The 21,438-nt window shown below is 73.9% G+C and carries 13 protein-coding genes; 7 read left to right on the plus strand and 6 right to left on the minus strand.

Features of this window, described 5'->3' with window-relative positions; all coding sequences use genetic code 11:
- The first annotated feature begins 61 nt into the window (after positions 1 to 61).
- The 3 genes from ACH414_RS26925 to ACH414_RS26935 all read left to right on the plus strand — a co-directional run bounded on the left by ACH414_RS26925 (position 62) and on the right by ACH414_RS26935 (position 4,090).
- Entirely contained in the window at positions 62 to 823 is a 762-nt protein-coding gene (locus tag ACH414_RS26925) for a DeoR/GlpR family DNA-binding transcription regulator (protein WP_382541775.1), read from the plus strand.
- Positions 820 to 1,776, plus strand: coding sequence for a 1-phosphofructokinase (gene pfkB / locus ACH414_RS26930; RefSeq protein ID WP_382541778.1), 957 nt, complete (start codon positions 820 to 822; stop codon positions 1,774 to 1,776). Before ACH414_RS26925 ends, pfkB begins: the two co-directional genes overlap by 4 nt.
- Positions 1,777 to 1,903: 127 nt before the next feature.
- Positions 1,904 to 4,090, plus strand: a complete 2,187-nt coding sequence (locus tag ACH414_RS26935; RefSeq protein ID WP_398943672.1) for a fructose-specific PTS transporter subunit EIIC — start codon at positions 1,904 to 1,906, stop codon at positions 4,088 to 4,090.
- A 63-nt stretch (positions 4,091 to 4,153) separates the two neighbouring features.
- Here the strand turns inward: ACH414_RS26935 and ACH414_RS26940 are convergent, their stop codons facing one another.
- The 6 genes from ACH414_RS26940 to ACH414_RS26965 form a co-directional block, all read right to left on the minus strand.
- Positions 4,154 to 4,942: a DUF6227 family protein gene (locus tag ACH414_RS26940; protein ID WP_382541783.1), complete on the minus strand. Its 789-nt coding sequence runs from the start codon at positions 4,940 to 4,942 to the stop codon at positions 4,154 to 4,156.
- Between the two features lie 170 nt (positions 4,943 to 5,112).
- Entirely contained in the window at positions 5,113 to 6,231 is a 1,119-nt protein-coding gene (locus ACH414_RS26945; protein ID WP_398943675.1) for a P1 family peptidase, read from the minus strand.
- A gap of 20 nt (positions 6,232 to 6,251) precedes the next feature.
- On the minus strand, positions 6,252 to 7,115 hold the full coding sequence (locus ACH414_RS26950) for an SDR family oxidoreductase (RefSeq protein WP_386566167.1): 864 nt from the start codon (positions 7,113 to 7,115) through the stop codon (positions 6,252 to 6,254).
- Between the two features lie 740 nt (positions 7,116 to 7,855).
- Entirely contained in the window at positions 7,856 to 10,555 is a 2,700-nt protein-coding gene (locus ACH414_RS26955; protein ID WP_398943677.1) for an ATP-binding protein, read from the minus strand.
- Positions 10,556 to 10,570: 15 nt separating this feature from the next.
- Positions 10,571 to 11,785, minus strand: coding sequence for a low temperature requirement protein A (locus ACH414_RS26960; RefSeq protein WP_382541795.1), 1,215 nt, complete (start codon positions 11,783 to 11,785; stop codon positions 10,571 to 10,573).
- A 25-nt stretch (positions 11,786 to 11,810) separates the two neighbouring features.
- Positions 11,811 to 12,548 carry a sirohydrochlorin chelatase gene (locus ACH414_RS26965; protein WP_398943680.1) on the minus strand — a complete coding sequence of 246 codons (738 nt, stop codon included), beginning with the start codon at positions 12,546 to 12,548 and terminating at the stop codon, positions 11,811 to 11,813.
- A gap of 719 nt (positions 12,549 to 13,267) precedes the next feature.
- Here ACH414_RS26965 and ACH414_RS26970 point away from each other — a divergent pair.
- The 4 genes from ACH414_RS26970 (at position 13,268) to pflA (ending at position 21,389) form a co-directional block, all read left to right on the plus strand.
- Positions 13,268 to 16,279, plus strand: a complete 3,012-nt coding sequence (locus ACH414_RS26970; RefSeq protein ID WP_398943681.1) for an FAD-dependent oxidoreductase — start codon at positions 13,268 to 13,270, stop codon at positions 16,277 to 16,279.
- Positions 16,280 to 16,542: 263 nt separating this feature from the next.
- Positions 16,543 to 17,967: an MFS transporter gene (locus ACH414_RS26975; protein WP_382541804.1), complete on the plus strand. Its 1,425-nt coding sequence runs from the start codon at positions 16,543 to 16,545 to the stop codon at positions 17,965 to 17,967.
- Positions 17,968 to 18,147: 180 nt separating this feature from the next.
- The gene (gene pflB, locus ACH414_RS26980; protein WP_386566311.1) at positions 18,148 to 20,436 is read left to right on the plus strand and encodes a formate C-acetyltransferase; all 2,289 of its coding nucleotides are present in this window, start codon (positions 18,148 to 18,150) and stop codon (positions 20,434 to 20,436) included.
- Between the two features lie 134 nt (positions 20,437 to 20,570).
- Positions 20,571 to 21,389, plus strand: a complete 819-nt coding sequence (gene pflA / locus ACH414_RS26985; protein WP_386566177.1) for a pyruvate formate-lyase-activating protein — start codon at positions 20,571 to 20,573, stop codon at positions 21,387 to 21,389.
- The last annotated feature ends 49 nt before the right edge of the window (positions 21,390 to 21,438 follow it).

Genomic DNA, 21,438 nt, shown 5'->3' on the forward strand with positions numbered 1-21,438 from the left:
ATCGCGGACGTAATCTGATGCTGAAACCACAGGTTCGGGCATGGAACGGACGTAAACCCACATGTACGCACCGGAGCGCCAGCAGGCGATCCTCCGCCTCGCCCGCGAGAGCGGCCGAGTCGACGTGCTCTCCCTCGCCGAGGAGTTCCAGGTCACCGCAGAGACCGTACGGCGCGACCTCAAGGCCCTCGACCGGGCGGGGCTCGTCCGCCGGGTGCACGGCGGGGCGATACCGGCCGGGCGGCTCGACTTCGAGCCCGACCTCGCCGAGCGCGAGTCCACCGCGGCCGACGAGAAGGAGCGGATCGTGCGCGCCGCCCTCGCCGAACTCCCCGAGGAGGGCAGCGTCGTGCTCGACGCGGGCAGCACGCTCGCCCGGCTGGCCGCCGCGTTCCCCCTCGACCGCGACCTGACCGTCGTCACCCACGCCCTGCCCGTCGCCGCCCGGCTGGCCGACCACCCCGGCATCGACCTCCACCTCGTCGGCGGACGGGTCAGGCACCGCACCCGCGCCGCCGTCGACGCGTGGGCCCTGCGGGCCTACGGCGAGGTCCGCGTCGACGTGGCCTTCGTCGCCACCAACGGTTTCTCGGCCCGGCACGGCCTGACCACCCCCGACCTCGCCGAGGCCGCCGTCAAGCGGGCCGTGATCGCCTCCGCCCGCCGGGTCGTGCTGCTCGCCGACTCGGCCAAACACGGCCAGGAGCACTTCGCCCGCTTCGGCGCCCTCGCCGACGTGGACCTGCTCATCACCGACAGCGGGCTCAGCCCCGAGGACGCCGCGGCGATCGAGGCCGCGGGAACGGAAGTCGTACGCACATGATCCTCACCGTCACCCCCAACCCCTCCCTCGACCGGACCTACGAGGTGCCGGCCCTGGAGCGCGGCGAGGTGCTGCGCGCCTCCGGGGAGCGCGTCGACCCCGGCGGCAAGGGCGTCAACGTCTCCCGCGCGGTCGCCGCCGCCGGACACCGCACCGTCGCCGTCGTCCCGCTCGGCGGGGCGCCCGGTGCGCTGGTCGCCCAACTCCTCGCGGACCAGGGCATCGAGGTGGCTCCGGTGCCGGTGGCCGGACACACCCGTTCCAACATCGCCGTCGCCGAACCCGACGGAACGCTGACGAAGATCAACGCGCCGGGCCCCGAGCTCTCCCCCGAGGAGTCCGAGGCCGTCCTCGCCACGGTCTCCGCCTACTCCCCGGCCGCCGACTGGATCGCCTGCTGCGGCAGCCTCCCGCGCGGCCTCGCCCCCGAGTGGTACGCCGAGCTGGTCGGCCGCGCCCACGGCGCCGGCGCCCGGATCGCCCTCGACACCTCCGGACCCTCCCTCCTCGCGGCGCTCGCCGCCCGCCCCGACGTCGTCAAGCCGAACGCCGAGGAGCTCGCCGAGGCCGTCGGCCGCCCGCTCGTCACCGTCGGCGACGTGGTCAAGGCGGCGGAGGAACTGCGCGAACGGGGCGCGGGCGCGGTCCTCGCCAGCCTCGGCGCGGACGGGCAGCTGCTCGTCACGGCGGAGGGCACCTGGTACGGCCGGGCCCCCGTCGCCGCGATCCGCTCCGACGTCGGCGCGGGCGACGCCTCGCTGGCCGGGTTCCTGGCCGCGGGCGGCGAGGGCCCCGAGGCCCTGGCCGCCGCCCTCGCCCACGGCGCGGCCGCCGTCCAGCTCCCCGGCAGCCAGATGCCGACCCCGCGGGACCTGGAGCCCTCGGCGGTGACGGTGACGTCCGAGCCGCCGCTTGACCTGGTGCTCGGCGGCGCACCGGCGGCCGCGCGATGAGCCCGGCGACCGGCCGGTCACCCCTGGCCCCGCACCCGACCCCGACCCCGTACCCGACCCCGTCCGGCGTCCCCGTGACCGCCGACGTACCTCTGGATCTCGTCCTCAGCGAGCAAGGGAGCCCGCGATGAGCAGCATGATCAGCGCGGACCTGGTCGATCTCGACCTGGTCGCCGACAGCAAGGAGGCGGCGGCCCGTTCGCTTGCCGAGCGGATGGTCGCACGGGGCCGGGTGACCGACCTCGACGGCTTCCTGGCGGACGTCGCCGCGCGCGAGGCCCAGATGCCGACCGGGCTGGACGGGGGCATCGGCATCCCGCACTGCCGCAGCGCGCACGTCACCGAGCCGACCCTGGCCTTCGGCCGCTCGGCTGCGGGTGTCGACTTCGGTGCGCCCGACGGCCCCGCGGACCTGATCTTCCTGATCGCCGCCCCGGCCGGTGCGGACGACGCCCATCTCACGATCCTCTCCTCCCTGGCCCGGCACCTGATGGACCCCGAGTTCACGGGGGCGCTCAGGTCGGTGTCCTCTCCGGCGGCAGCGGCGGCGCTGATCGCGGGGGAGGAGGCCCCCGAGGAGGAGGCGCCGGAAGGGCGAGCCCGGGAAGCAGGAGCCCCTGAAGAAGGAGCCCGGGAAGCAGGAGCCCCTGAAGAAGGAGCCCGGGAAACGGGAGCCCTGGAAGAGGGAACGCCGGAAGAGGGAACGCCGGATGGGGGAGCCCCGGGGGAGCCGGACGGGCAGGCCGCCGAGCCGGTCGCCGCGCCGGCCGGAGCATCCTTCCGGATCGTCGCCGTCACCTCCTGCCCCACCGGCATCGCCCACACCTACATGGCCGCCGAGGCGCTGGAGAAGGCGGGCGAGGCGGCCGGCGTGGAGCTGGTGGTCGAGACGCAGGGCTCGGCCGGCTTCACCCGGCTCGACCCGGCGGTCGTGGCCGCCGCGGACGGCGTGATCTTCGCGCATGACGTCCCGGTACGGGAGAAGGAACGGTTCGCCGGAAAGCCGACCGTTGATGTCGGCGTCAAGGCCGGCATCAACCGCCCCGCCGAACTCATCGCGGAGGTCCGCGACAAGGCCGCCCGCGGCGAGACCACCGCAGCGGCCGCCCGGCCCACTCCCGTGGAGGGAGCCGGCGAGCCGAACGAGGGCTACGGCACCAAGCTCCGCAAGTGGCTCATGTCCGGTGTCAGTTACATGGTGCCGTTCGTCGCCGCCGGCGGTCTGCTCATCGCCCTGGGCTTCGCGCTCGGCGGCTGGGACATCGACAAGGCGCCCTCCGTCGCCCAGCACTTCGACTGGGGCCAGATCGACAGCTGGGCCGCCCTGATGTTCCAGATCGGCGGACTGGCCTTCGGCTTCCTCGTCCCGGTCCTCGCCGGCTACATCGCGTACGGCATGGCGGACCGCCCCGGTCTCGTCCCCGGCTTCGTCGGCGGCGCCATCGCCCTCACTATCAACGCGGGCTTCCTCGGCGGCCTCGTCGCCGGTCTGGTGGCCGGTGGCACCGTGCTCGCCATCCAGAGGGTGCGGATCCCCGCCGTCCTCAGGGGCATCATGCCGGTCGTCGTGATCCCGCTGCTCTCGTCGATCGTCGTCGGCTTCCTGATGTTCCTCGTCATCGGCAAGCCCATCGCGAGCCTGCAGAAGGCGCTGACCGACTGGCTGTCCGGACTCTCCGGCGCCAACGCGATCCTGCTCGGCGTGATCCTCGGCCTGATGATGTGCTTCGACCTCGGCGGCCCCGTCAACAAGGTCGCGTACGCCTTCGCCGTCGGCGGTCTCGCCAACCCCAACGAGGGCTCGCTCATGGTCATGGCCGCCGTGATGGGCGCCGGCATGGTGCCGCCGCTCGCGATGGCGCTGGCCACGACCGTGCGCGGCAGGCTCTTCACCAGGACCGAGCGGGAGAACGGCAAGGCCGCCTGGGTGCTCGGCGCCTCCTTCATCTCCGAGGGCGCGATCCCGTTCGCCGCGGCCGACCCGCTGCGGGTCATCCCCGCCGCGATGGCGGGCGGCGCGGTCACCGGAGCCCTGTCGATGGCCTTCGAGTGCACCCTCCGCGCCCCGCACGGCGGTGTGTTCGTGATCCCGCTGATCGGCAACCCGCTGCTGTACCTGCTCGCGATCGCGGCGGGCACGGTGGTCAGCGCCGGACTCGTCATCCTCCTCAAGAGCATGCGGAAGCCCGCACCTTCGGAGACCGAGACCGAGACCGAGACCGCGGCCGGGGCACGGACCGCGGCCGGGGCACGGACCGGGGCCGGGGCACGGGCCGAGGACGGGTCCGAGCGCCAGGTGGCCACCGCGGCCTGACCGGAGCGGGCGGCGCGGTGCCGCGGTGGGGAGTGGCCCGGGCGGGCCGCTCCCCCTCCGGCGTCAGCGCACCCGGGAGCGGGACTCCATCGCCTCGCGGGCCGCGCGCTCGTCCTCGTACACCTCGCACATGTGGCGGCCGTCCGGGGTCGCCGTGTGCTCGACCTCCCAGAGGCTCAGCTCGGTGCCGTCGAGGAGCAGGAACTGGTGCTCGTAGAGGGTGAAGCCGGCGTCCCGGCCGCCCTCGACGGAGCACTGGCGCCCGAAGGCCTGGGTGATGTGGTGGCCGAAGGCGAGCCGCAGCCGTCGGGCCGTCGCCTCGCCGGGCCGGTCCGCGTTCTCCGCGCGCCGCAGCACCCGGCGGGCGTGGTCCGCGGAGTTGTCCGGCACGTACATCCTGGGCTGGGCCGGTATCGGGCGGGCGAGGAGCGCGCTCAGCACCTCCAGGTCGTCGTCCTCGTCGGCCGGAGCGCCGTCGGCGCGCTCCACGGACCAGCCGAGCGAGGGGCCGGCCGGCAGCCGGGAGGCGGCGAGCCGTGCCTCGGACTCCTCCACGTACAGCTCGTGCTGCTCGGTGCCGTCGCGGCCCGAGTTGTGCACCAGCTCCCAGAGGCTGATCGTGCTGCCGTCGGCCAGCAGATACGTGTGGCGGTAGGTGGTGCGGTGCAGCGAGGCGCTGTGGTGCGAGGAGTGCAGCGCGCTGGAGTGGGCGAGCGCCGACGCCAGGCGCTCGACCGTGGAGTCGGGCAGATCGAAGGAGTTGAGCGCCCGGCCGAGGAGCCGCTCAACCTGGGTGTCGGTCGTCTCGTACGGATCGTGCGAAGGATCCTGCGGATCGTGCGGATCGTTCAAGGGGGTCTCCAGGCCGTCGCCGCATGTCACTTGGTGCTTGCTAAACGTAGTCCTTGGGTCTGACATCGTGTCCGGCGTTCGGGAAAACGATCGGGGGCGCGCGCCGAGTTCCCGCGCCCCCGAGCGAGTTCGTCAACTCCCTTTGGTATACCGGCAGTCGGTTCGAAGGGCTAGGAGTCGGGCGCGTCGCCGTAGAGCTCGCGGTACGAGGGGTGGTCGCCGCCCGGTCCGCTCACCCCGGTCTCGGGTGCGAGAAGCGCCTGGACGATGGCCCGGGTGACCAAGTCCGCGCCCGCCGCAAGGATCTCGTTGAGGTCGAGCGGCCCCGCCTCCGCGGCCGTTTCGCGCTCCCCGGTCGCGAGGGCGAAGACGGTGTCGCCGTCGTTCAGCAGGTGCACCGGACGGACGGCGCGCGCGATTCCGTCGTGCGCCGTCCCCGCGAGCTTCTGCGCCTGGGCGCGGGTCAGCACCGCGTCCGTGGCGACCACCGCGAGTGTGGTGTTCATCGGGGGTACGGAGAGCTTCGCCCGGGCCCCCGCGAGCCTGCGCCGCGCCGCCTCGTGCACGGCGGGGTCGGGGTAGGAGGGGCGGCCGCCGCCCGTGAAGTACCGCCCGTACGGCACGCCCGTCTCGGGGTCGACCGCCGAGCCGACCGCGTTGACGACGACCAGCGCGCCGACCGTGATCCCCGAGGCCAGCACCGTGCTCGCCGTCCCCACCCCGCCCTTCAGGCCGCCGACCACGGCCCCCGTGCCCGCACCCACCGCGCCCGTCGCCACCGGCGCGCGGAGCCCGCTCGCCGCGGCGTCCTCGACCGCGGCCCGGCCCGTCGCGGCGTCGGGCCGGGCCGAGAAGTCGCCGCCCCTGCCCAGGTCGAAGAGACAGGCGGCGGGCACCACCGGCACCACATGGCGCGGGTCGGGCCCCACCCGAACCCCGCGCCCCCGCTCCTCCAGCCAGGCCATCACCCCGGCCGCCGAATCGAGTCCGTACGCGCTGCCACCGGTCAGCACGACGGCGTCGATCCGCTGGACGAGGTTGCGGGGGTCGAGCGCGTCCGTCTCCCGGGTGCCGGGGCCCCCGCCGCGCACGTCCACCGCGGCCACCGCCCCGCCCTCGGGGGCGAGGACGACGGTGGTCCCGGAGAGCGCCCCGGCCCCCGGGACCCGCGCGTGGCCGACCCGCAGGCCGCGCACGTCGGTGAGCGCGTCGTTGCGGGCGTCGTTGCGGGCGTCGTCGAGTGGGCTGGTGGCTGCGTCGGTGGGGCCTTCGTGCCGATGCGGTGTCATGTCCCCTGCGTACCACGGGGTCAGCGCTTGGGCCCCAGGTAGGTGCCGCCCGAGGCGTCGATCACGGTGCCGGTGATCCAGCGGCCGTCCTCGGAGGCGAGGAAGGCGACCGGGGCGGCGATGTCCTCGGGCTGCCCGACCCAGGGCAGCGCCTGCCCGGCGATCAGCATCTCCTCCAGCTGCGGCACGGCGGCCATCGCGGCGGTCAGCGAAGCGGTCTGCGTCGGCCCCGGGGAGACCGTGTTGACGGTGATACGGCGGGCGCCGGCCACGTTGGCGAGGGTGCGGGTGAAGGTCTCCATGGCGCCCTTGGTCATCGCGTACGCCAGCTCGTCGGAGAGCGAGATCCGCGTGACGGCGGAGCCGATGTTGACGATCGCGCCGCCGTCGCGCAGCGCCGGCAGGAGCTGCTGCACCAGGAAGAAGGGGGCCCGTACGTTGACCGCGAAGAGGCGGTCGAACTGCTCGGGCGTCTCGTCGTGGAGGTGCCCGCCCGAGGAGGTGACGGCCGCGTTGTTCACGAGCACGTCCAGCCCGGCGTCCCCGGTGTGCGCGACGAGACCGGCCCGCACCCCCTCGACGAGCGCGAGGACCCCCTCGTACGAGCCGAGCTCGGCCCCGACGGCGAACGCCCGGCCGCCGTCGCCGGCGATCAGCTCGACGGTCTCCTGGGCGGCGGCCCCGTCGGACCCGTAGTGCACGCCGACGACGAGACCGTCCTGCGCGAGCCGCCGGGCGATGGCCCGCCCGATGCCACGGGAGGCACCGGTGACCAGCGCGGTGCGGGGGGCGGGGTCGGTGACGGAGGGGGTGACGGAGGCGGTGACGGAGGCGGCGACGGCGGGGGCGGGGGCGTTCGGCGCGGTGTTCGCGATGCTCTGCATGGTGGCGGACTCTCCTCGGGAGGTTCGGTTGCCGGGCTTTCGCCTCGACGCGAAGTCGACGCGAAGCAGACGGGATGCCGACGGGATGCCGACGGGATGCCGACGGGATGCCGACGGGATGCCGACGGGCAGCCGGCGTGAAGTGGACGAGAAGGAGAGTGGCCGGGGCCGCTGACCGTCGGCGCACGAAGCGCTGACGGGGGCTGACGGAGGGGCTGACGGGGGCTGACGGAGGGGCTGACGAGGGCTGGCAGGGGCACGGCGGGGGCGGGGACGGCGGGGACGGCGGGGACGGCGGGGGCCGGGGCGGCGGGGACAGCGGGGACGGCGGGGGATGACGGCGGGCTGTGACGGGTGTCGGCGGCGGTTGGTGGGCGGGTGGATGGGTGGGGCGGGGATGGGCGCCTGTCGGCGAGGAGGCCGATGGGCGCCGGCGGCGGGTGGGGCGGGGCGGGCGCGGGTTCGCCGCTCGGAGCCGGCCGGGGACGTCGGCGGGGCGTGCCTCGCCCGTGGGCGGGGGCGAGCGGACCCGGACCGGGCCCGGCCGTCCGGGCCCGCGGCGACGGCGAGCGGGTGCCGCCCGCCGTCGAGCGCACCGGTTGCGGGCGGGCGGGTTCGGGGCGGGCCCGGGTGCCGCTCGTCGCCGGGGGCGCCGGTTGCGGGCGGGCGGGTTCGGGGCGGGCCCGGGTGCCGCCCGTCGCCGGGGGCGCCGGTTGCGGTCGTCCGGCTTCGGGTGCGGGTCAGGCCGAGGCGGGCCGGGCGAGGCCGGCCCGGCGGGCCGTCTCCGTCGCGCGGGCGCGGTCCGCGGCGGCCGCGTCCTCGTCGCCCGCGGCCTCGTGCCGGTCGGCGCGGCGCAGCAGCAGGTCGACGATGTCCTCGGCGACCCCCAGCGACTCGAAGAGGGCCAGCGCCTCGGCCAGCAGGGGCCCGGGCTCGTCGGAGAGCGCGGCGAGCCCTTCGAGCGCCGTGGCGGTGCCCCACCGCTCCCCGAGCGCCCGGAACCCCTCCAGGGCCCGTGTCAGGCACCGCCGGGCCTCCTCCGACTCGCCCCGCGCGAGCGCCAGATGCCCCTGGCCCGCCAGGTCCAGGGAGCGCGACCACGGGTCGTCGGGCACCGGGAGCCGGGCCTCGGGGCCGACGGACGTGGCCCACAGGAAGGCCGTGAAGGGCTGCCGCAGCGGCTCCTCGCGACGGCAGAGCAGGCCCCGGGCCCGCTCGACGCGCGCCTCGTCCCGCGCCCCGGTGGCGAGCAGCACGCACAGGGCGTACTCCTCGCCGAGCACCGTGACGGGCGACGGCTCGGCCCCCTCGGCCCGGTCGAGCACGCGGGCCGCCAGGCCCGCCACCTGGCCGCGCAGGCCGCGCAGCCACCAGTACGGCGTCAGCGCGGCCACCAGACGGAGCCCGTCCGCCGGGTCCGCGCGGCGCAGGGCCGCGCGCAGGTCGGCGTCCTCGGCGTCGAGGCGGGCCAGCCAGTCCAGTTGGGCCGCCCCGCGCAGTTCGGGGTCGGCGGCCCGGGCGAGCCGCAGGTAGTACGCGGTGTGGGCGGCGGGCGCCGGGTCGTCGGCGGGCAGCCGGCCGGCCGCGTAGGCGCGGATGGTCTCCAGCATCCGGTACCGTCCGCCCGCGGCCCGCTCCACCAGGGACTTCTCGGCCAGCGATGCCAGGACGTCCTCGGCGTCCGCGAGCTCCGTGCCGCAGACCCGGGCCACGGCCTCCGCGGTCGCCCCGCCGCGGAAGACCGAGAGACGCGCGGCGAGCGTCCGCTCCTCCTCGGTCAGCAGGGACCAGCTCCATTCGACCACCCCGGCGAGCGTGCGGTGCCGCTCCGGCGCCGTACGGTCGCCCCGCGAGAGCAGCCGGAACCGGTCGCCGAGGCGGTCCGCCAGCTCGTCCACGGTCAGCGCCCGCAGCCGGGCCGCCGCCAGTTCGACGGCGAGCGGCAGCCCGTCGAGCGCGGCGCACACCTCGTCGACGCGCGGATGGCCGGCGAACCCCGGCCGGGCCGCGGCCCCGCGCCGTACGAACAGCTCCTGCGCCGCGCGGGGCTCCAGCGCGCCCAGCGGCAGCAGCGACTCGCCCGTGATGCCCAGCGCCTCCCGGCTGGTGGCGAGCACCCGCAGGCGGGGGCAGTCCGCCAGCAACTCCCGTACGAGCGGTGCCGTCTCGTCCAGTACGTGCTCGCAGTTGTCGACGACCAGGAGCAGCTCCCGCCCCGCGAGGGCCTCCACGAGCCGCTCCGGCGCGGCCGAATCCCGCACCCCGAGCGCCCGTGCGAAGGCCCCGGCGACCTCTCCGGGGCCGACCGCCCCCAGATCGACGAAGACGGCCTCGCTCGGGGGCGCGGGCGAGGTCGGCTCAGAGCCCCCGGCCCCAGCCCCGGCACCGCCCCCGGCACCCGCCTCGGCCCCGGCCCCGGCCCCAGCCTCGGCCTCGGCCCCGGCCCCGGCCCCGGCACCACCCCCGGCACCGACCCCGGCCGCGCCGACTCCTCCGGTCTCCCGTTCGGCCGTCACGTCGGCCGCCGCCGCCAGGGCGAGCCGGGTCTTGCCCGCGCCGCCGGGGCCCACCAGGGTCACGAGCCGGACCGCGGGGGCGGCCGTCAACAGCGCGCCCAGCCGCTCCCGTTCGGGCTCCCGCCCCACGAAGTCCGTGAGCGGCGCGGGCAGCCGCGACGGGCGCCCGGGCCCGCTCACGAGCCGTGCCGCGGCCGCCTCCCCGCGCAGCACGGCCAGGTGCGCCGCCGCCAGTTCGGCCGAGGGGTCCGCCCCGAGCTCCTCGGCGAGCGCCCCGCGCACCTCCTCGTAGGCCGCGAGTGCCTCCGCCTGTCGTCCGGTGCCGGCGAGCGCGCGTATCTGGAGGGCGCGCAGCCGCTCGCGGAGGGGGTGGACGGCGGCGGCCTCGGTCAGTTCCCGTACGAGCGGGGCGGGATCCTCGCCCGAGGCGAGCCGCGCCGCCGCGCACTCCTCCACGGCGTCGAGCCGCAGCGCGTCGAGCCGGGCCGCCTGCCCCGCGGCGAACGGGGCCTCTCGTACGTCCGCGAGGGCGGGCCCCCGCCACAGCCCGAGCGCCTCGCGCAGCAGCCGCGCCGCCCGTACGGGATCCCCGGCGGCCCCGGCCAGGGCGCCCTCCCGCGCGAGCCGCTCGAAGCGGAGGGCGTCCACGTCCTCCGGATCGGCGCCGGTCAGCCGGTACCCGGCAGGGGAGTGCTCCACGGCCACCCCCTCGGGCAGGAGCCGGCGCAGCCGCGAGACCTGCGACTGGAGGGCGTTCGCGGCACCGGCCGGGGGCGTGTCCCCGTACAGCCCGTCGACGAGCCGCCCCGCGGTGACCGTCCGGCCCGCGTCGAGCAGCAGCAGCGCGAGCAGCGCGCGGACGCGGGGCCCGCCGGGGACGGCGGCGCCGGAGACGGTGAGCGGGCCGAGGAGCCGGAAGATCATGCGGGGCATTGTGGCTCAGGGGGTGTCGCGGGCGTCATGGCGGGCGGCGTCGCGGGCGTCGCGGGCGTCCCGGGTGGCCGGGTTGGTCGCGGTCAGGATCACCCCCACGGCGACGGTGGCGGCGGCCACCAGGCCGGCCGCGAAGACGGCCCAGTGCCCGGCGAACGTACACATCAGGATGGCGAGCGAGGAGACGGGCAGGACGGCCTGCTGGGCGAAGCCGACCTTGAAGTAGCGGGCGTGCAGGAGCCACACGCACATCAGGAAGACGGCCGAGGGGATGGTGACGGCGGAGGAGGCGGCGAGCGTGGAGATGTGCGCCTTGCCGACGGCCTGCTCGACGGAGATCTCGATGCCCGCCCCGATCGCGGCGGCCGAGGTGAAGATCAGGTAGTGGCCGTAGCCCCACAGGAAGCCCTGGCGGTTGGAGGAGAGCCGGTCGTGGGCGGGGACGACGAAGTAGATCCACCAGGCGGCGAAGACGATGAGCAGTCCTCCGGCGGCGATCGGCAGCACTTCCCGCAGCGCGTCGTTCTCCGTGACGCCCGACTTCACGGCGACCGTCGCCGCGGCGATCGTCTCGCCGAGCACGATGATGGTGAACAGGCCGTACCGCTCGGCGATGTGGTGCGGGTGCCACTGCGTGGTGACGTCCTTCTCCGCGTACATCGGCACCGCCATCTCGGCCAGCGCCATCACGAGGAACACCCAGGGGCGCACGTCCTCGGGCGCGACCAGCAGCGCCGTCCAGCCGACCTGGCAGGCGATGACCCCGCCCGCGTACCGCAGGCACATCGTCCGCTCGGCGGGGTCGGTCGCGTGGTGGGCGGCGCGCAGCCACTGGGAGGAGAGCGCGAGCCGCATCACGACGTAGCCGATGTAGACGACGAGGAAGTCGTGGTCCTCGAAGGCGCGGGACACGCCGGCGGCGAGGATGAGGACGCCGGAGATCTGGACGAGGGTGACGACGCGGTAGAGGACGTCGTCGTTGTCGTAGGCGGAGGCGAACCAGGTGAAGTTCATCCACGCCCACCACACCGCCCAGAAGACCATCGCGTAGTTGAGGACCCCTGTCCCGGCGTGGCCCTCGGCGACGGCGTGCACGAGCTCGGCGCCGGCCTGGGCGACGGCGACGACGAAACAGAGGTCGAAGAAGAGCTCCAGCGGAGTGGCGGCGCGGTGCGCCTCCTCGCGGGAGCGGGCGGTGAGCGGCAGGAACGGTTGCGTCATGCCCCACAGGACAGCAGACGCGGCGCTATCCGCGGAGCCCCGGCGCGCCGCTCGGTACCGACGACGGCGCCGCCGCCGTGCCGTCCCCGCGGGCCGACTCGTACCGCGCGGCCACCAGCTGCGCGACCCGCGGGTGGTCGGCCAGCGGGTCCGAGAGCGCCCACACGCCCGGCAGGGCGGCCAGGGCCTGGGTGAAGCGGCCCGGGGCCAGCAGGTGGGCGGCGACCGCGATCCGGCGGAAGCCGCGGGCGCGGAGGGCGGCGAGGGCCTCGGCGACCGGCGGGGCGGCCGGGCCGTTCGCCGAGCAGTACGCGGCCGTCACCGGGACCGGGACCAGGTGCGCCAGCTGGTCGAGGGCGGCCCGCGTGCCGTCGTTGCCGCCCGGCCGGGACGAGCCGGCCCCGGCGACGACGACGGCGTCGGCCGGTCCGCCGGCCGTCCGCTCGGCGGCGCGCAGCCGGTCGTACAGCGCGAGCCCGACACCCGGTTCGCCGCTCAGCCCGCGCGTGACGGCGCAGTCGAAGTGCCGGGCGACGGTGGGGATGTCGACGGTGCGGTGGTAGCCGTCGCCGAGCAGGAGCGGAACGACGACGGCGCCGGCCCGGTCGGCGAGCACGTACGGCAACGACGGCTTCTGGTGGTCCAGGTGTCCGACGGCGACGGGCGCGCCGGTGAGCCGGTGCACGGCGTCGGCGAGCCGGCCGACGGTCGCCCCGGCCTCGGGCACGGCGCTGCCGTGGACGGCGAGTACGAGATCCCGCATGACGCTGCCTCCGCTCCGAGCCGGCGCTGCTTCCGGTTCACCTTGGGTTGCTGGGCGCGGGCAGCTGGGCGCGGATTGATGGTTGCCGGTCGTTGGTTGCCGGTTGCCGGTTGCCGGTTGCCGGTTGCCGGTTGCCGGTTGCCGGTTGCCGGTTGCCGGTTGATGGTTGCCGGTTGATGGTTGCCGGTCGCCGGTCGCCGGTCGCCGGTTGATGGTGCCTGGTCGCCGGTTCCCCGGCTCGCCGGTTCGCCGGTCGCTCCGGAGTCGAGACCGTCGGGAGAAGGTCCTGGACCTGCCCAGGGCGGCCCGGGACCCGTCCGGGGTCGCTCCAGGGCCCGACCCGGATTAGCTCCAGCACTCGTCCGGGGCTGCCCAGGGCCCGACCCGGATTAGCTCCAGCACTCGTCCGGGGCTGCCCAGGGCCCGACCGGATTAGCTCCAGCACCCGTCCGCGGCTGCCCAGGACCCGTCCGGGGTTGCTCCAGGGCCCGTCCGGGGCCGTGCCGCCGGTGTCGTACGGCGGCACGGCCCGCTCGGGAACCACGCTATGCCCGCCCGCGCCGCCCTCCGCCCCGCCGCAGGTCCCGTCCCGTAGGGCCACAAGTCCCGGACCCTCGGGTCCTTTTCGGGCCCGGCCGGGTGTCCGCCCCGGCCTACGGTCGAAGGCGACGGAGCACGGGAATCACCCCACCTCCCCCTCCCACCCCACGGAGACCGCCATGCCCGCCCCCGCCCCCTCCGGCCCTGCCGCTTCCGGCCCCGCCGCGCAGACCCGGAACCTCGTGCTGATCGGCCACGGCATGGTCGGCCACCGCCTCCTGGAGGCCCTGGCCGAGCGGGGTGCGCTCGCCGGTCCCGAGGGCGGGCCCGGCTGGCGGGCGGTGGTCCTGGGCGAGGAGGACGTCCCCGCGTACGACCGGGTGCACCTCTCCTCGGTCTTCACCGGCACCGATCCGGCCCGGCTCGCCCTCCCCGCCCTCGACGAAGGCCTCGTCGACCTGCGGCTCGGCGATCCCGCCGAACACGTCGACACCGCCGCCCGCACGGTCACCACGACCTCCGGCGCCGTCGTGCCGTACGACGTGCTCGTCATGGCCACCGGCTCGTATCCGTTCGTCCCGCCGATCCCCGGCGCCGACGCGGCGGGCTGCTTCACGTACCGCACGCTCTACGACGTCGACGCCCTCACCTCGTACGCCACCACGGATGAGGACGTCCGTACCGGCGTGGTCATCGGCGGCGGGCTGCTCGGCCTGGAGGCGGCGGGCGCGCTGCGCACCCTCGGGCTCGCCACGCACGTCGTGGAGTTCGCGCCCCGGCTGATGCCGCTGCAGGTCGACGACGGCGGCGCGGCGGCGCTGCGCGCGACCATCGAGTCGATGGGCGTGGCCGTGCACACGGGTGTCGGGGCGGCCGAGGTCGACGTCGACGCCGACGGACGGGTGCGGTCCCTGAAGCTGTCCGACGGCACGGTGATCCCCGCCGACCTGGTCGTCTTCTCCGCGGGCGTACGGCCGAGGGACCGCCTCGCGCGGGAGGCGGGGCTCGCGGTCGGCGACCGCGGGGGAGTGGTGGTCGACGAGCACTGCAGGACCACCGACCCGTTCGTGTACGCGATGGGCGAGTGCGCCCAGACCTCCGACGGCCGGGTCTACGGCCTGGTCGCCCCCGGCTACCAGATGGCTGAGGTGGTCGCGGACCGGCTCGCGGGGCCTGGCGACGCGGTGTTCACCGGCGCCGACACCTCGACCAAGCTGAAGCTGCTGGGGGCGGACGTGGCGTCCTTCGGCGACCCGTTCGCGGACGAGCCCCTGGCCACCGAGATCGTGTTCTCGGACGGGCGCGAGGGCGTCTACAAGAAGCTGCTGCTGGGCCCGGACGGGCAGCTCCTCGGCGGCATCCTCGTGGGTGACGCCGAGGCGTACGGTTCGCTGAAGCCGCACGCGGGGCGGCGGCTTCCCGCGCCCCCCGAGGCGTTCATCCTGCCGTCCGGCGGAGGGGACGCGGCGCTGCCCGGCGCGGACGCGCTGCCGGACGACGCCGTCGTCTGCTCGTGCCACAACGTGACCAAGGGCGCGGTGCGGGAGGCGATCGCCGAGCACGGGCTCGCGGACGTCGGCGGCGTCAAGCGCTGCACCAAGGCGGGGACGGGCTGCGGCGGCTGTGTGAACACCCTCCAGGCGGTCCTCGACGCGGCCGGTGTCGAGAAGCCGCGCGGACTGTGCGAACACTTCCCGGAGCTGAGCCGCCCCGAGCTCTACGAGCTGATCCGCACGGAACACATCCGCTCCTTCACCGAGTTGATGGAGCGGTACGGGCAGGTTGACGCGGTGTCGCGCGCGGCAGGAGCGTCGGAGGAGGGCGCCGCCGCGGCCCCGGGCCGTACGGCGACCGGCGCCGGGGCCTCCAGCGCCGAGGCCTCCGCCCGTACGGCGAATGGCGCCGCGGTGTCCGCCCGTACGGCGACCGGCGCCGCGGTCTCCGGCTGCGCCGTCTGCAAGCCCGTCGTCGCCAACGTCCTCGGCACCCTCGCCCCCGAACTCGGCCTGCGTCACGTCCTGGAGGGCGAACAGGCCGCGCTCCAGGACTCCAACGACCTGTTCCTCGCCAACCTGCAGAAGGACGGCACCTATTCGGTCGTGCCGCGCGTCCCCGGCGGCGAGATCACCGCCGAGCAGCTCATCGTCATCGGCGAGGTGGCCCGCGACCACGGCCTGTACAGCAAGATCACGGGCGGGCAGCGCATCGACCTCTTCGGTGCCCGCAAGGAGGACCTGCCCGCCATCTGGCGCCGGCTGATCGGCGCCGGATTCGAGTCGGGGCAGGCGTACGGCAAGTCGCTGCGTACGGTGAAGTCCTGCGTCGGGGCGAAGTTCTGCCGCTTCGGGCAGGGCGACTCGGTGCAGCTCGCGATCGACCTGGAGCTGCGCTACCGGGGACTGCGCGCCCCGCACAAGATCAAGGGCGGGGTGTCGGGCTGTCTGCGCGAGTGCGCGGAGGCCCGGGGCAAGGACATCGGCGTGATCGCCACCGCCGGCGGCTGGAACCTGTACGTCTGCGGCAACGGCGGGGCCACTCCGCGCCATGCCGACCTGCTCGCCTCCGACCTGTCGGCGGCGGAGCTGTTCGCGCTGGTCGACCGCTTCCTCATGTACTACGTCCGCACGGGCGAGCGCCTGGAGCGCACCTCGGCGTGGCTGGAGCGCCTCGGGGGGAGCGGCGAGGGCATCGAGCACCTGCGCGAGGTGCTCGTGGCGGACTCGCTGGGCATCTGCGAGGAGCTGGAGGCGCAGATGGAGCGGCACGTGGCCGCGTACCTTGACGAGTGGCAGGCGGTCCTGGAGGACCCGGCGGCCCTGGAGCGCTTCGCGCCGCATGTGGCCGGGGTGGAGTTCCTGGAGCCCGGCCGGGGCAGGGCGGCGGTCCTCGCCGACGGGACGGAGGCGGCGCTGTTCAGGGGCGGCACGGGCGAGGTGTACGCGGTGGGCAACCGGGACCCGTTCTCGGGCGCCGACGTCATCGCGAACGGGATCATGGGCACGCGGGGCGGGGTGCCGGTGGTGGCCTCGCCGATGCACAAGCAGGAGTTCGACCTGAGGACCGGCGTCTGCCTGGACGACCCGTCGGTGACGCTGCCGGTGCTGGAGGCCCCGGTGGTCCCGGAGACCCCGGTGGTCCTGGAGGCCCCGGTGGTCCCGGAGGCCCCGGTGGTCCCTAGGGCCCGCGGCTGACGGGACCTACGCCGCCGCGTCCGCCGACGATGGACTCTCACGTACCCCTTATGCGGCGGCGCAGCCTGGAAGAGCAGAACACCCGGCTGGATCCCCAATCGGATCCCCACCGGATCCCCAATCGGATCCCCCACCGGATCCCCCACCGGATCCCCAATCGGATCCCCCACCGGATCCCCAAGGAAGGCCCCCACCAGGCCCCTTCCGCAGGACCCTCCCGCAGGACCCCTCAGCAAGACCCCGAGAAACCCCAGGGAAGCGCCATGAGTTCCGTAGCCCAGGACAGCAGAACGACAGGCGGGCCGGCACCCGCCTCGTACGACGCGGAGCAGTACCGTCCCGGTCGGCCGATCAGCGACTGGGAGCCCGAGAACGAGCTCTTCTGGAAGTCCATCGGCAAGAAGGTCGCCGCCCGCAACCTGTGGATCGCGGTGCCGGCGCTGCTCGTGGCCTTCGTCGTCTGGCAGGTGTGGTCGGTCACCGCGACCAACCTGAAGGACGTCGGCTTCTCCTTCTCCACCTCCCAGCTGTTCTGGCTGACGGCCATCCCCGGTCTGACCGGCGGCACGGCCCGGATCTTCTACACCTTCCTCGGCCCGATGATCGGCCAGCGCCGCTTCACCGCCCTGTCGACCGTGGTGCTGATCGTGCCGCTGATCTGGCTCGGCATCGCGATCCAGGACCCGTCGACCTCGTACGGCGTGATGGTCGCGATCGCCGCGCTGTGCGGCATCGGCGGCGCCAACTTCGCCTCCTCCCTCGCCAACATCGGCTTCTTCTTCCCGAAGGCCAGGAAGGGCAGCGCGACCGGCATCAACGGTGGTCTGGGCAACCTGGGCGTCTCGGTGGTCCAGCTGCTGACCCCGATCGTCATCACCTGGTCGACGATCGCCGTCGGGTCCGCCCAGCACAAGGCGGACGGCACCCCGGTCTACCTGCAGAACGCCGCGTTCATCTGGGTGCCCGTGCTGCTGGTCCTGGCCGCCGTCGCCTGGTTCGGGCAGAACGACCTCAAGGTCGCGTCCACGCCGTTCAGCCGCCAGAAGATCATCTTCAAGCGCAAGCACAACTGGCTGATGACCTGGCTCTACGTCGGCACCTTCGGCTCCTTCATCGGCTTCGCCGCGGCGCTCCCGATGCTGATCAAGACCACCTTCCCGGACTACTCGGTCGCCACCTACGCCTGGATGGGCCCCGCGGTGGGCGCCCTGGCCCGGTGGGCGGGCGGCTGGATCGCGGACAAGTGGGGCGGTGCGCGGGTGACGATCCTGTCCTTCGTCGGCATGGCCGTCTCCATCATCGGCGTGATCAACTTCCTGCCCTCGGGCGGTGACGGCGGCTCCTTCTACGGCTTCTTCCTCTGCTTCCTCGCCGCGTTCTTCTTCTCCGGAATCGGCAACGGATCGACCTTCCGCCAGATCCCGGTCATATTCCGCGGCACCCACCTGAAGGGGCTCACGGAAGGCACCCCGGAGCACGCCAGGGCCCTGAAGCAGGCGGAAATGGAGTCCGGCGCGGTCACCGGCTTCACCTCGGCCATCGCGGCCTACGGCTTCTTCTTCATCCCGGCCCTCTTCGGCTCGGTGGCCGTGACCAGCGCGATGTGGGGATTCGTCGCCTTCTACGCCAGCTGCATGGTCGTGACCTGGTGGTTCTACGCCCGCAAGGGCGCCGAGGCCCCCAGCTGACCGGCGCCCTCGGCCCCTCGGAGAGGCCCTGGGAAAAGGCCCCGCCCAGGCGGGGCCTTTTCCCGTTCCCGAAACGGGACCTACGGCCATCGACTGGTGACCAATGCCGCCCCAAGTGATCGATCAAAAGGCGTGGAATGGAGACAAGCAAAGAGGCTATTTCGAGTGATCGAGAAGGCGGTGCGGGCAGTGACTGCGACCCCTGCTGAAGCGACGTTGAACGAGCGGAACGAGCGCGCCTGGAAGGGCTTCAAGGGCGGCCTCTGGCGCGACGCCATCGACGTCCGCGACTTCATCCAGCAGAACTACACGCCGTACGAGGGCGACGACTCCTTCCTCGCCGGCCCCACCGAGCGGACCACCGCCGTGTGGAAGGCCATCACGGACAAGTTCCCGGAGGAGCGCGCCAAGGGCGTCTACGACGTCGCCCACGACATCCCGTCCACCATCACCGCCCACGCCCCCGGCTACATCGACCGCGACAAGGACCTCATCGTCGGCCTCCAGACGGACGCGCCGCTCAAGCGCGCGATCATGCCGTACGGCGGCTGGCGGATGGTCGCCGGCGCACTGGAGACCTACGGCTACCCGGTCTCCCCGGAGCTGGAGAAGGTCTTCACCGAGTACCGCAAGACCCACAACGCCGGTGTCTTCGACGCGTACACCCCCGAGATCCGCGCCGCCCGCAAGGCCGGCATCGTCACCGGGCTCCCCGACGCCTACGGCCGCGGCCGCATCATCGGCGACTACCGCCGGGTCGCCCTGTACGGCGTCGACCGCCTCATCGCGGTGAAGAAGGAGGAGAAGGCCGAGCTGGACGTCCTCCCCGCCGGCAACCGTTCGCTCGAGGAGACCATCCGGCTGCGCGAGGAGCTCTCCGAGCAGATGCGCGCCCTCGGCGAGCTGAAGGCGATGGCCGCCTCCTACGGCTACGACATCTCCGGCCCGGCCGGCACCGGCCGCGAGGCCATCCAGTGGCTGTACTTCGCCTACCTCGCCGCCGTGAAGGAGCAGAACGGCGCCGCGATGTCGCTGGGCCGCACCTCCACCTTCGTCGACGTCTACCTCCAGCGGGACCTCGAAGCCGGTCTCCTCACCGAGGAGCAGGCCCAGGAGCTGGTCGACGACTTCATCATCAAGCTGCGCATCGTCCGCTTCCTGCGCACCCCCGAGTACGACGAGCTGTTCTCCGGCGATCCGACCTGGGTCACCGAGTCCATCGCCGGCATGGGCGAGGACGGGCGTCCGCTGGTCAGCAAGACCTCGTTCCGCTACCTCCAGACCCTCTACAACCTCGGCCCGGCGCCCGAGCCGAACATGACCGTCTTCTGGTCGCCGCGACTTCCGCAGGGCTTCAAGGAGTTCTGTGCCAAGGTCTCGATCGACACCTCCTCCGTGCAGTACGAGTCGGACGAGCTGATGCGGCCCCGCTTCGGCGACGACACCGCCATCGCCTGCTGCGTCTCGGCCATGCCGGTCGGCAAGCAGATGCAGTTCTTCGGCGCCCGCGTGAACCTCGCCAAGACCCTCCTCTACGCGATCAACGGCGGCCGCGACGAGAAGTCCGGCGCCCAGGTCGGCCCCGACACCGGTGCCATCACCTCCGACGTGCTCGACTACGACGAGGTCATGCGCAAGTTCGACGAGCAGATGGAGTGGCTCGCGAGCGTCTACGTCCACGCCCTGAACGTCATCCACTACATGCACGACCGGTACGCCTACGAGCGCATCGAGATGGCGCTCCACGACCGCGACGTGCGCCGCACCATGGCCTGCGGCATCGCCGGCCTCTCGGTGGCCGCCGACTCGCTGGCCGCCGTCAAGTACGCCAAGGTCACCCCGCTGCGCGACGAGACGGGCCTGGCCACCGACTACGCGATCGAGGGCGAGTACCCGGCGTACGGCAACAACGACGAGCGCGCGGACGAGATTGCGGTGTGGCTGGTCGAGGAGTTCATGCGGAAGGTGCGCAAGCACCCGACCTACCGCGACGCCGAACACACCCAGTCCGTCCTGACCATCACCTCCAACGTCGTCTACGGCAAGAAGACCGGCAACACCCCCGACGGGCGCCGCGCCGGCGAGCCGTTCTCCCCGGGCGCCAACCCGATGAACGGCCGCGACACCCACGGCTACGTCGCCTCGGCCCTGTCGGTCGCCAAGCTCCCGTACGAGGACGCCGAGGACGGCATCTCGCTGACCAACACCGTCACCCCGGACGGCCTGGGCCGCACCCCCGAGGAGCGCATCAGGAACCTCGCCGGTGTCCTCGACGGCTACATGGCCAGCGACGGCTTCCACATGAACGTCAACGTCCTCAACCGGGATGTGCTGATGGACGCGATGGAGCACCCGGAGAACTACCCGCAGCTCACCATCCGGGTCTCCGGATACGCGGTGAACTTCGTCCGCCTCACCCGCGAGCAGCAGCTCGACGTCCTCAACCGCACCTTCCACGGCTCCCTGTAGCCCCCGGGCCGGCCCTCACCGGCCGGCCCCACCCCGACCGCGCGGCCCCGGGGCCCGACCCCTCGACCCTCACCCGGGCCCCGGAGCCGCGCGCGAAACCCCTCTCCCCTCCGCCCGGACAGGAGGCCCCTGCCATGGCCGTACTCCTCGGCTCGGACATTCCGACCCTTCCCTCCAGGCCGACCCCGCCGGCCACCCCGGCCGCCGCGGCGACCCAGCGGCCCTCCGAGGGCTCCGTGCACTCCTGGGACCTGTCCACCGGCGTCGACGGCCCCGGCACCCGCTTCGTCACCTTCCTCTCCGGCTGTCCCCTGACCTGTCTGTACTGCCACAACCCCGACACCTGGCGGATGCGCGACGGCAAGCGCACCTCTGCCGACGACGTGATCGCGGAAGCGAGCAAGTACACCCGCTTCATCTCGGCATCCGGCGGCGGAGCCACCGTCTCGGGCGGTGAACCCCTGCTCCAGCCCGTCTTCACCGGCGAGCTGCTGCACCGGATGAAGCACGAGCTCGGGCTGCACACCGCCCTCGACACCTCGGGCTTCCTGGGCGTGCGCGCGACCGACGCCCTGCTGCGCGACACCGACCTGGTGCTTCTCGACATCAAGTCCTGGGACCCGGACACGTACCAGAAGGTGACCGGCCGGCCGCTGCGGCCGACCCTGGACTTCGCCCGCCGCCTCGCCGACCTCGGCCAGGAGGTCCACGTCCGCTTCGTGCTCGTCCCGGGGCTGACCGACGACCCCGCCAACATCGAGGGAGTCGCCGCCTTCGCCGGGGGTCTCGGCAATGTCTCCCGCGTGGACATCCTCCCCTTCCACAAGCTCGGTGAAGCGAAGTGGCGAGCACTCGCCAAGCCCTTCTCCCTCCACGGCACTCCCTCGCCCACTCCGGAGCAGGTGGCCGCCGCACGCGAGGTCTTCCGGGCCCACGGTCTGTACGCCGTCTAAGGGGCCGGGCCGCGTGGGTGACGTGTTCACCCGGCTGCGTTTCACATCA

The sequence above is a fragment of the Streptomyces sp. NPDC020422 genome (assembly GCF_044386705.1).
GTDB lineage: Bacteria > Actinomycetota > Actinomycetes > Streptomycetales > Streptomycetaceae > Streptomyces.

What these genes read in the sequence shown, in the direction of transcription:
- ACH414_RS26975 (WP_382541804.1), top strand. Translation starts at nt 16,543, where the DNA reads ATGAGTTCCGTAGCCCAGGACAGCAGAACGACAGGCGGGCCGGCACCC.
- ACH414_RS26970 (WP_398943681.1), top strand. Translation starts at nt 13,268, where the DNA reads ATGCCCGCCCCCGCCCCCTCCGGCCCTGCCGCTTCCGGCCCCGCCGCG.
- pflA (WP_386566177.1), top strand. Translation starts at nt 20,571, where the DNA reads ATGGCCGTACTCCTCGGCTCGGACATTCCGACCCTTCCCTCCAGGCCG.
- ACH414_RS26950 (WP_386566167.1), bottom strand. Translation starts at nt 7,115, where the DNA reads ATGCAGAGCATCGCGAACACCGCGCCGAACGCCCCCGCCCCCGCCGTC.
- pfkB (WP_382541778.1), top strand. Translation starts at nt 820, where the DNA reads ATGATCCTCACCGTCACCCCCAACCCCTCCCTCGACCGGACCTACGAG.
- ACH414_RS26945 (WP_398943675.1), bottom strand. Translation starts at nt 6,231, where the DNA reads ATGACACCGCATCGGCACGAAGGCCCCACCGACGCAGCCACCAGCCCA.
- ACH414_RS26965 (WP_398943680.1), bottom strand. Translation starts at nt 12,548, where the DNA reads ATGCGGGATCTCGTACTCGCCGTCCACGGCAGCGCCGTGCCCGAGGCC.
- ACH414_RS26925 (WP_382541775.1), top strand. Translation starts at nt 62, where the DNA reads ATGTACGCACCGGAGCGCCAGCAGGCGATCCTCCGCCTCGCCCGCGAG.
- ACH414_RS26955 (WP_398943677.1), bottom strand. Translation starts at nt 10,555, where the DNA reads ATGATCTTCCGGCTCCTCGGCCCGCTCACCGTCTCCGGCGCCGCCGTC.
- ACH414_RS26935 (WP_398943672.1), top strand. Translation starts at nt 1,904, where the DNA reads ATGAGCAGCATGATCAGCGCGGACCTGGTCGATCTCGACCTGGTCGCC.
- ACH414_RS26960 (WP_382541795.1), bottom strand. Translation starts at nt 11,785, where the DNA reads ATGACGCAACCGTTCCTGCCGCTCACCGCCCGCTCCCGCGAGGAGGCG.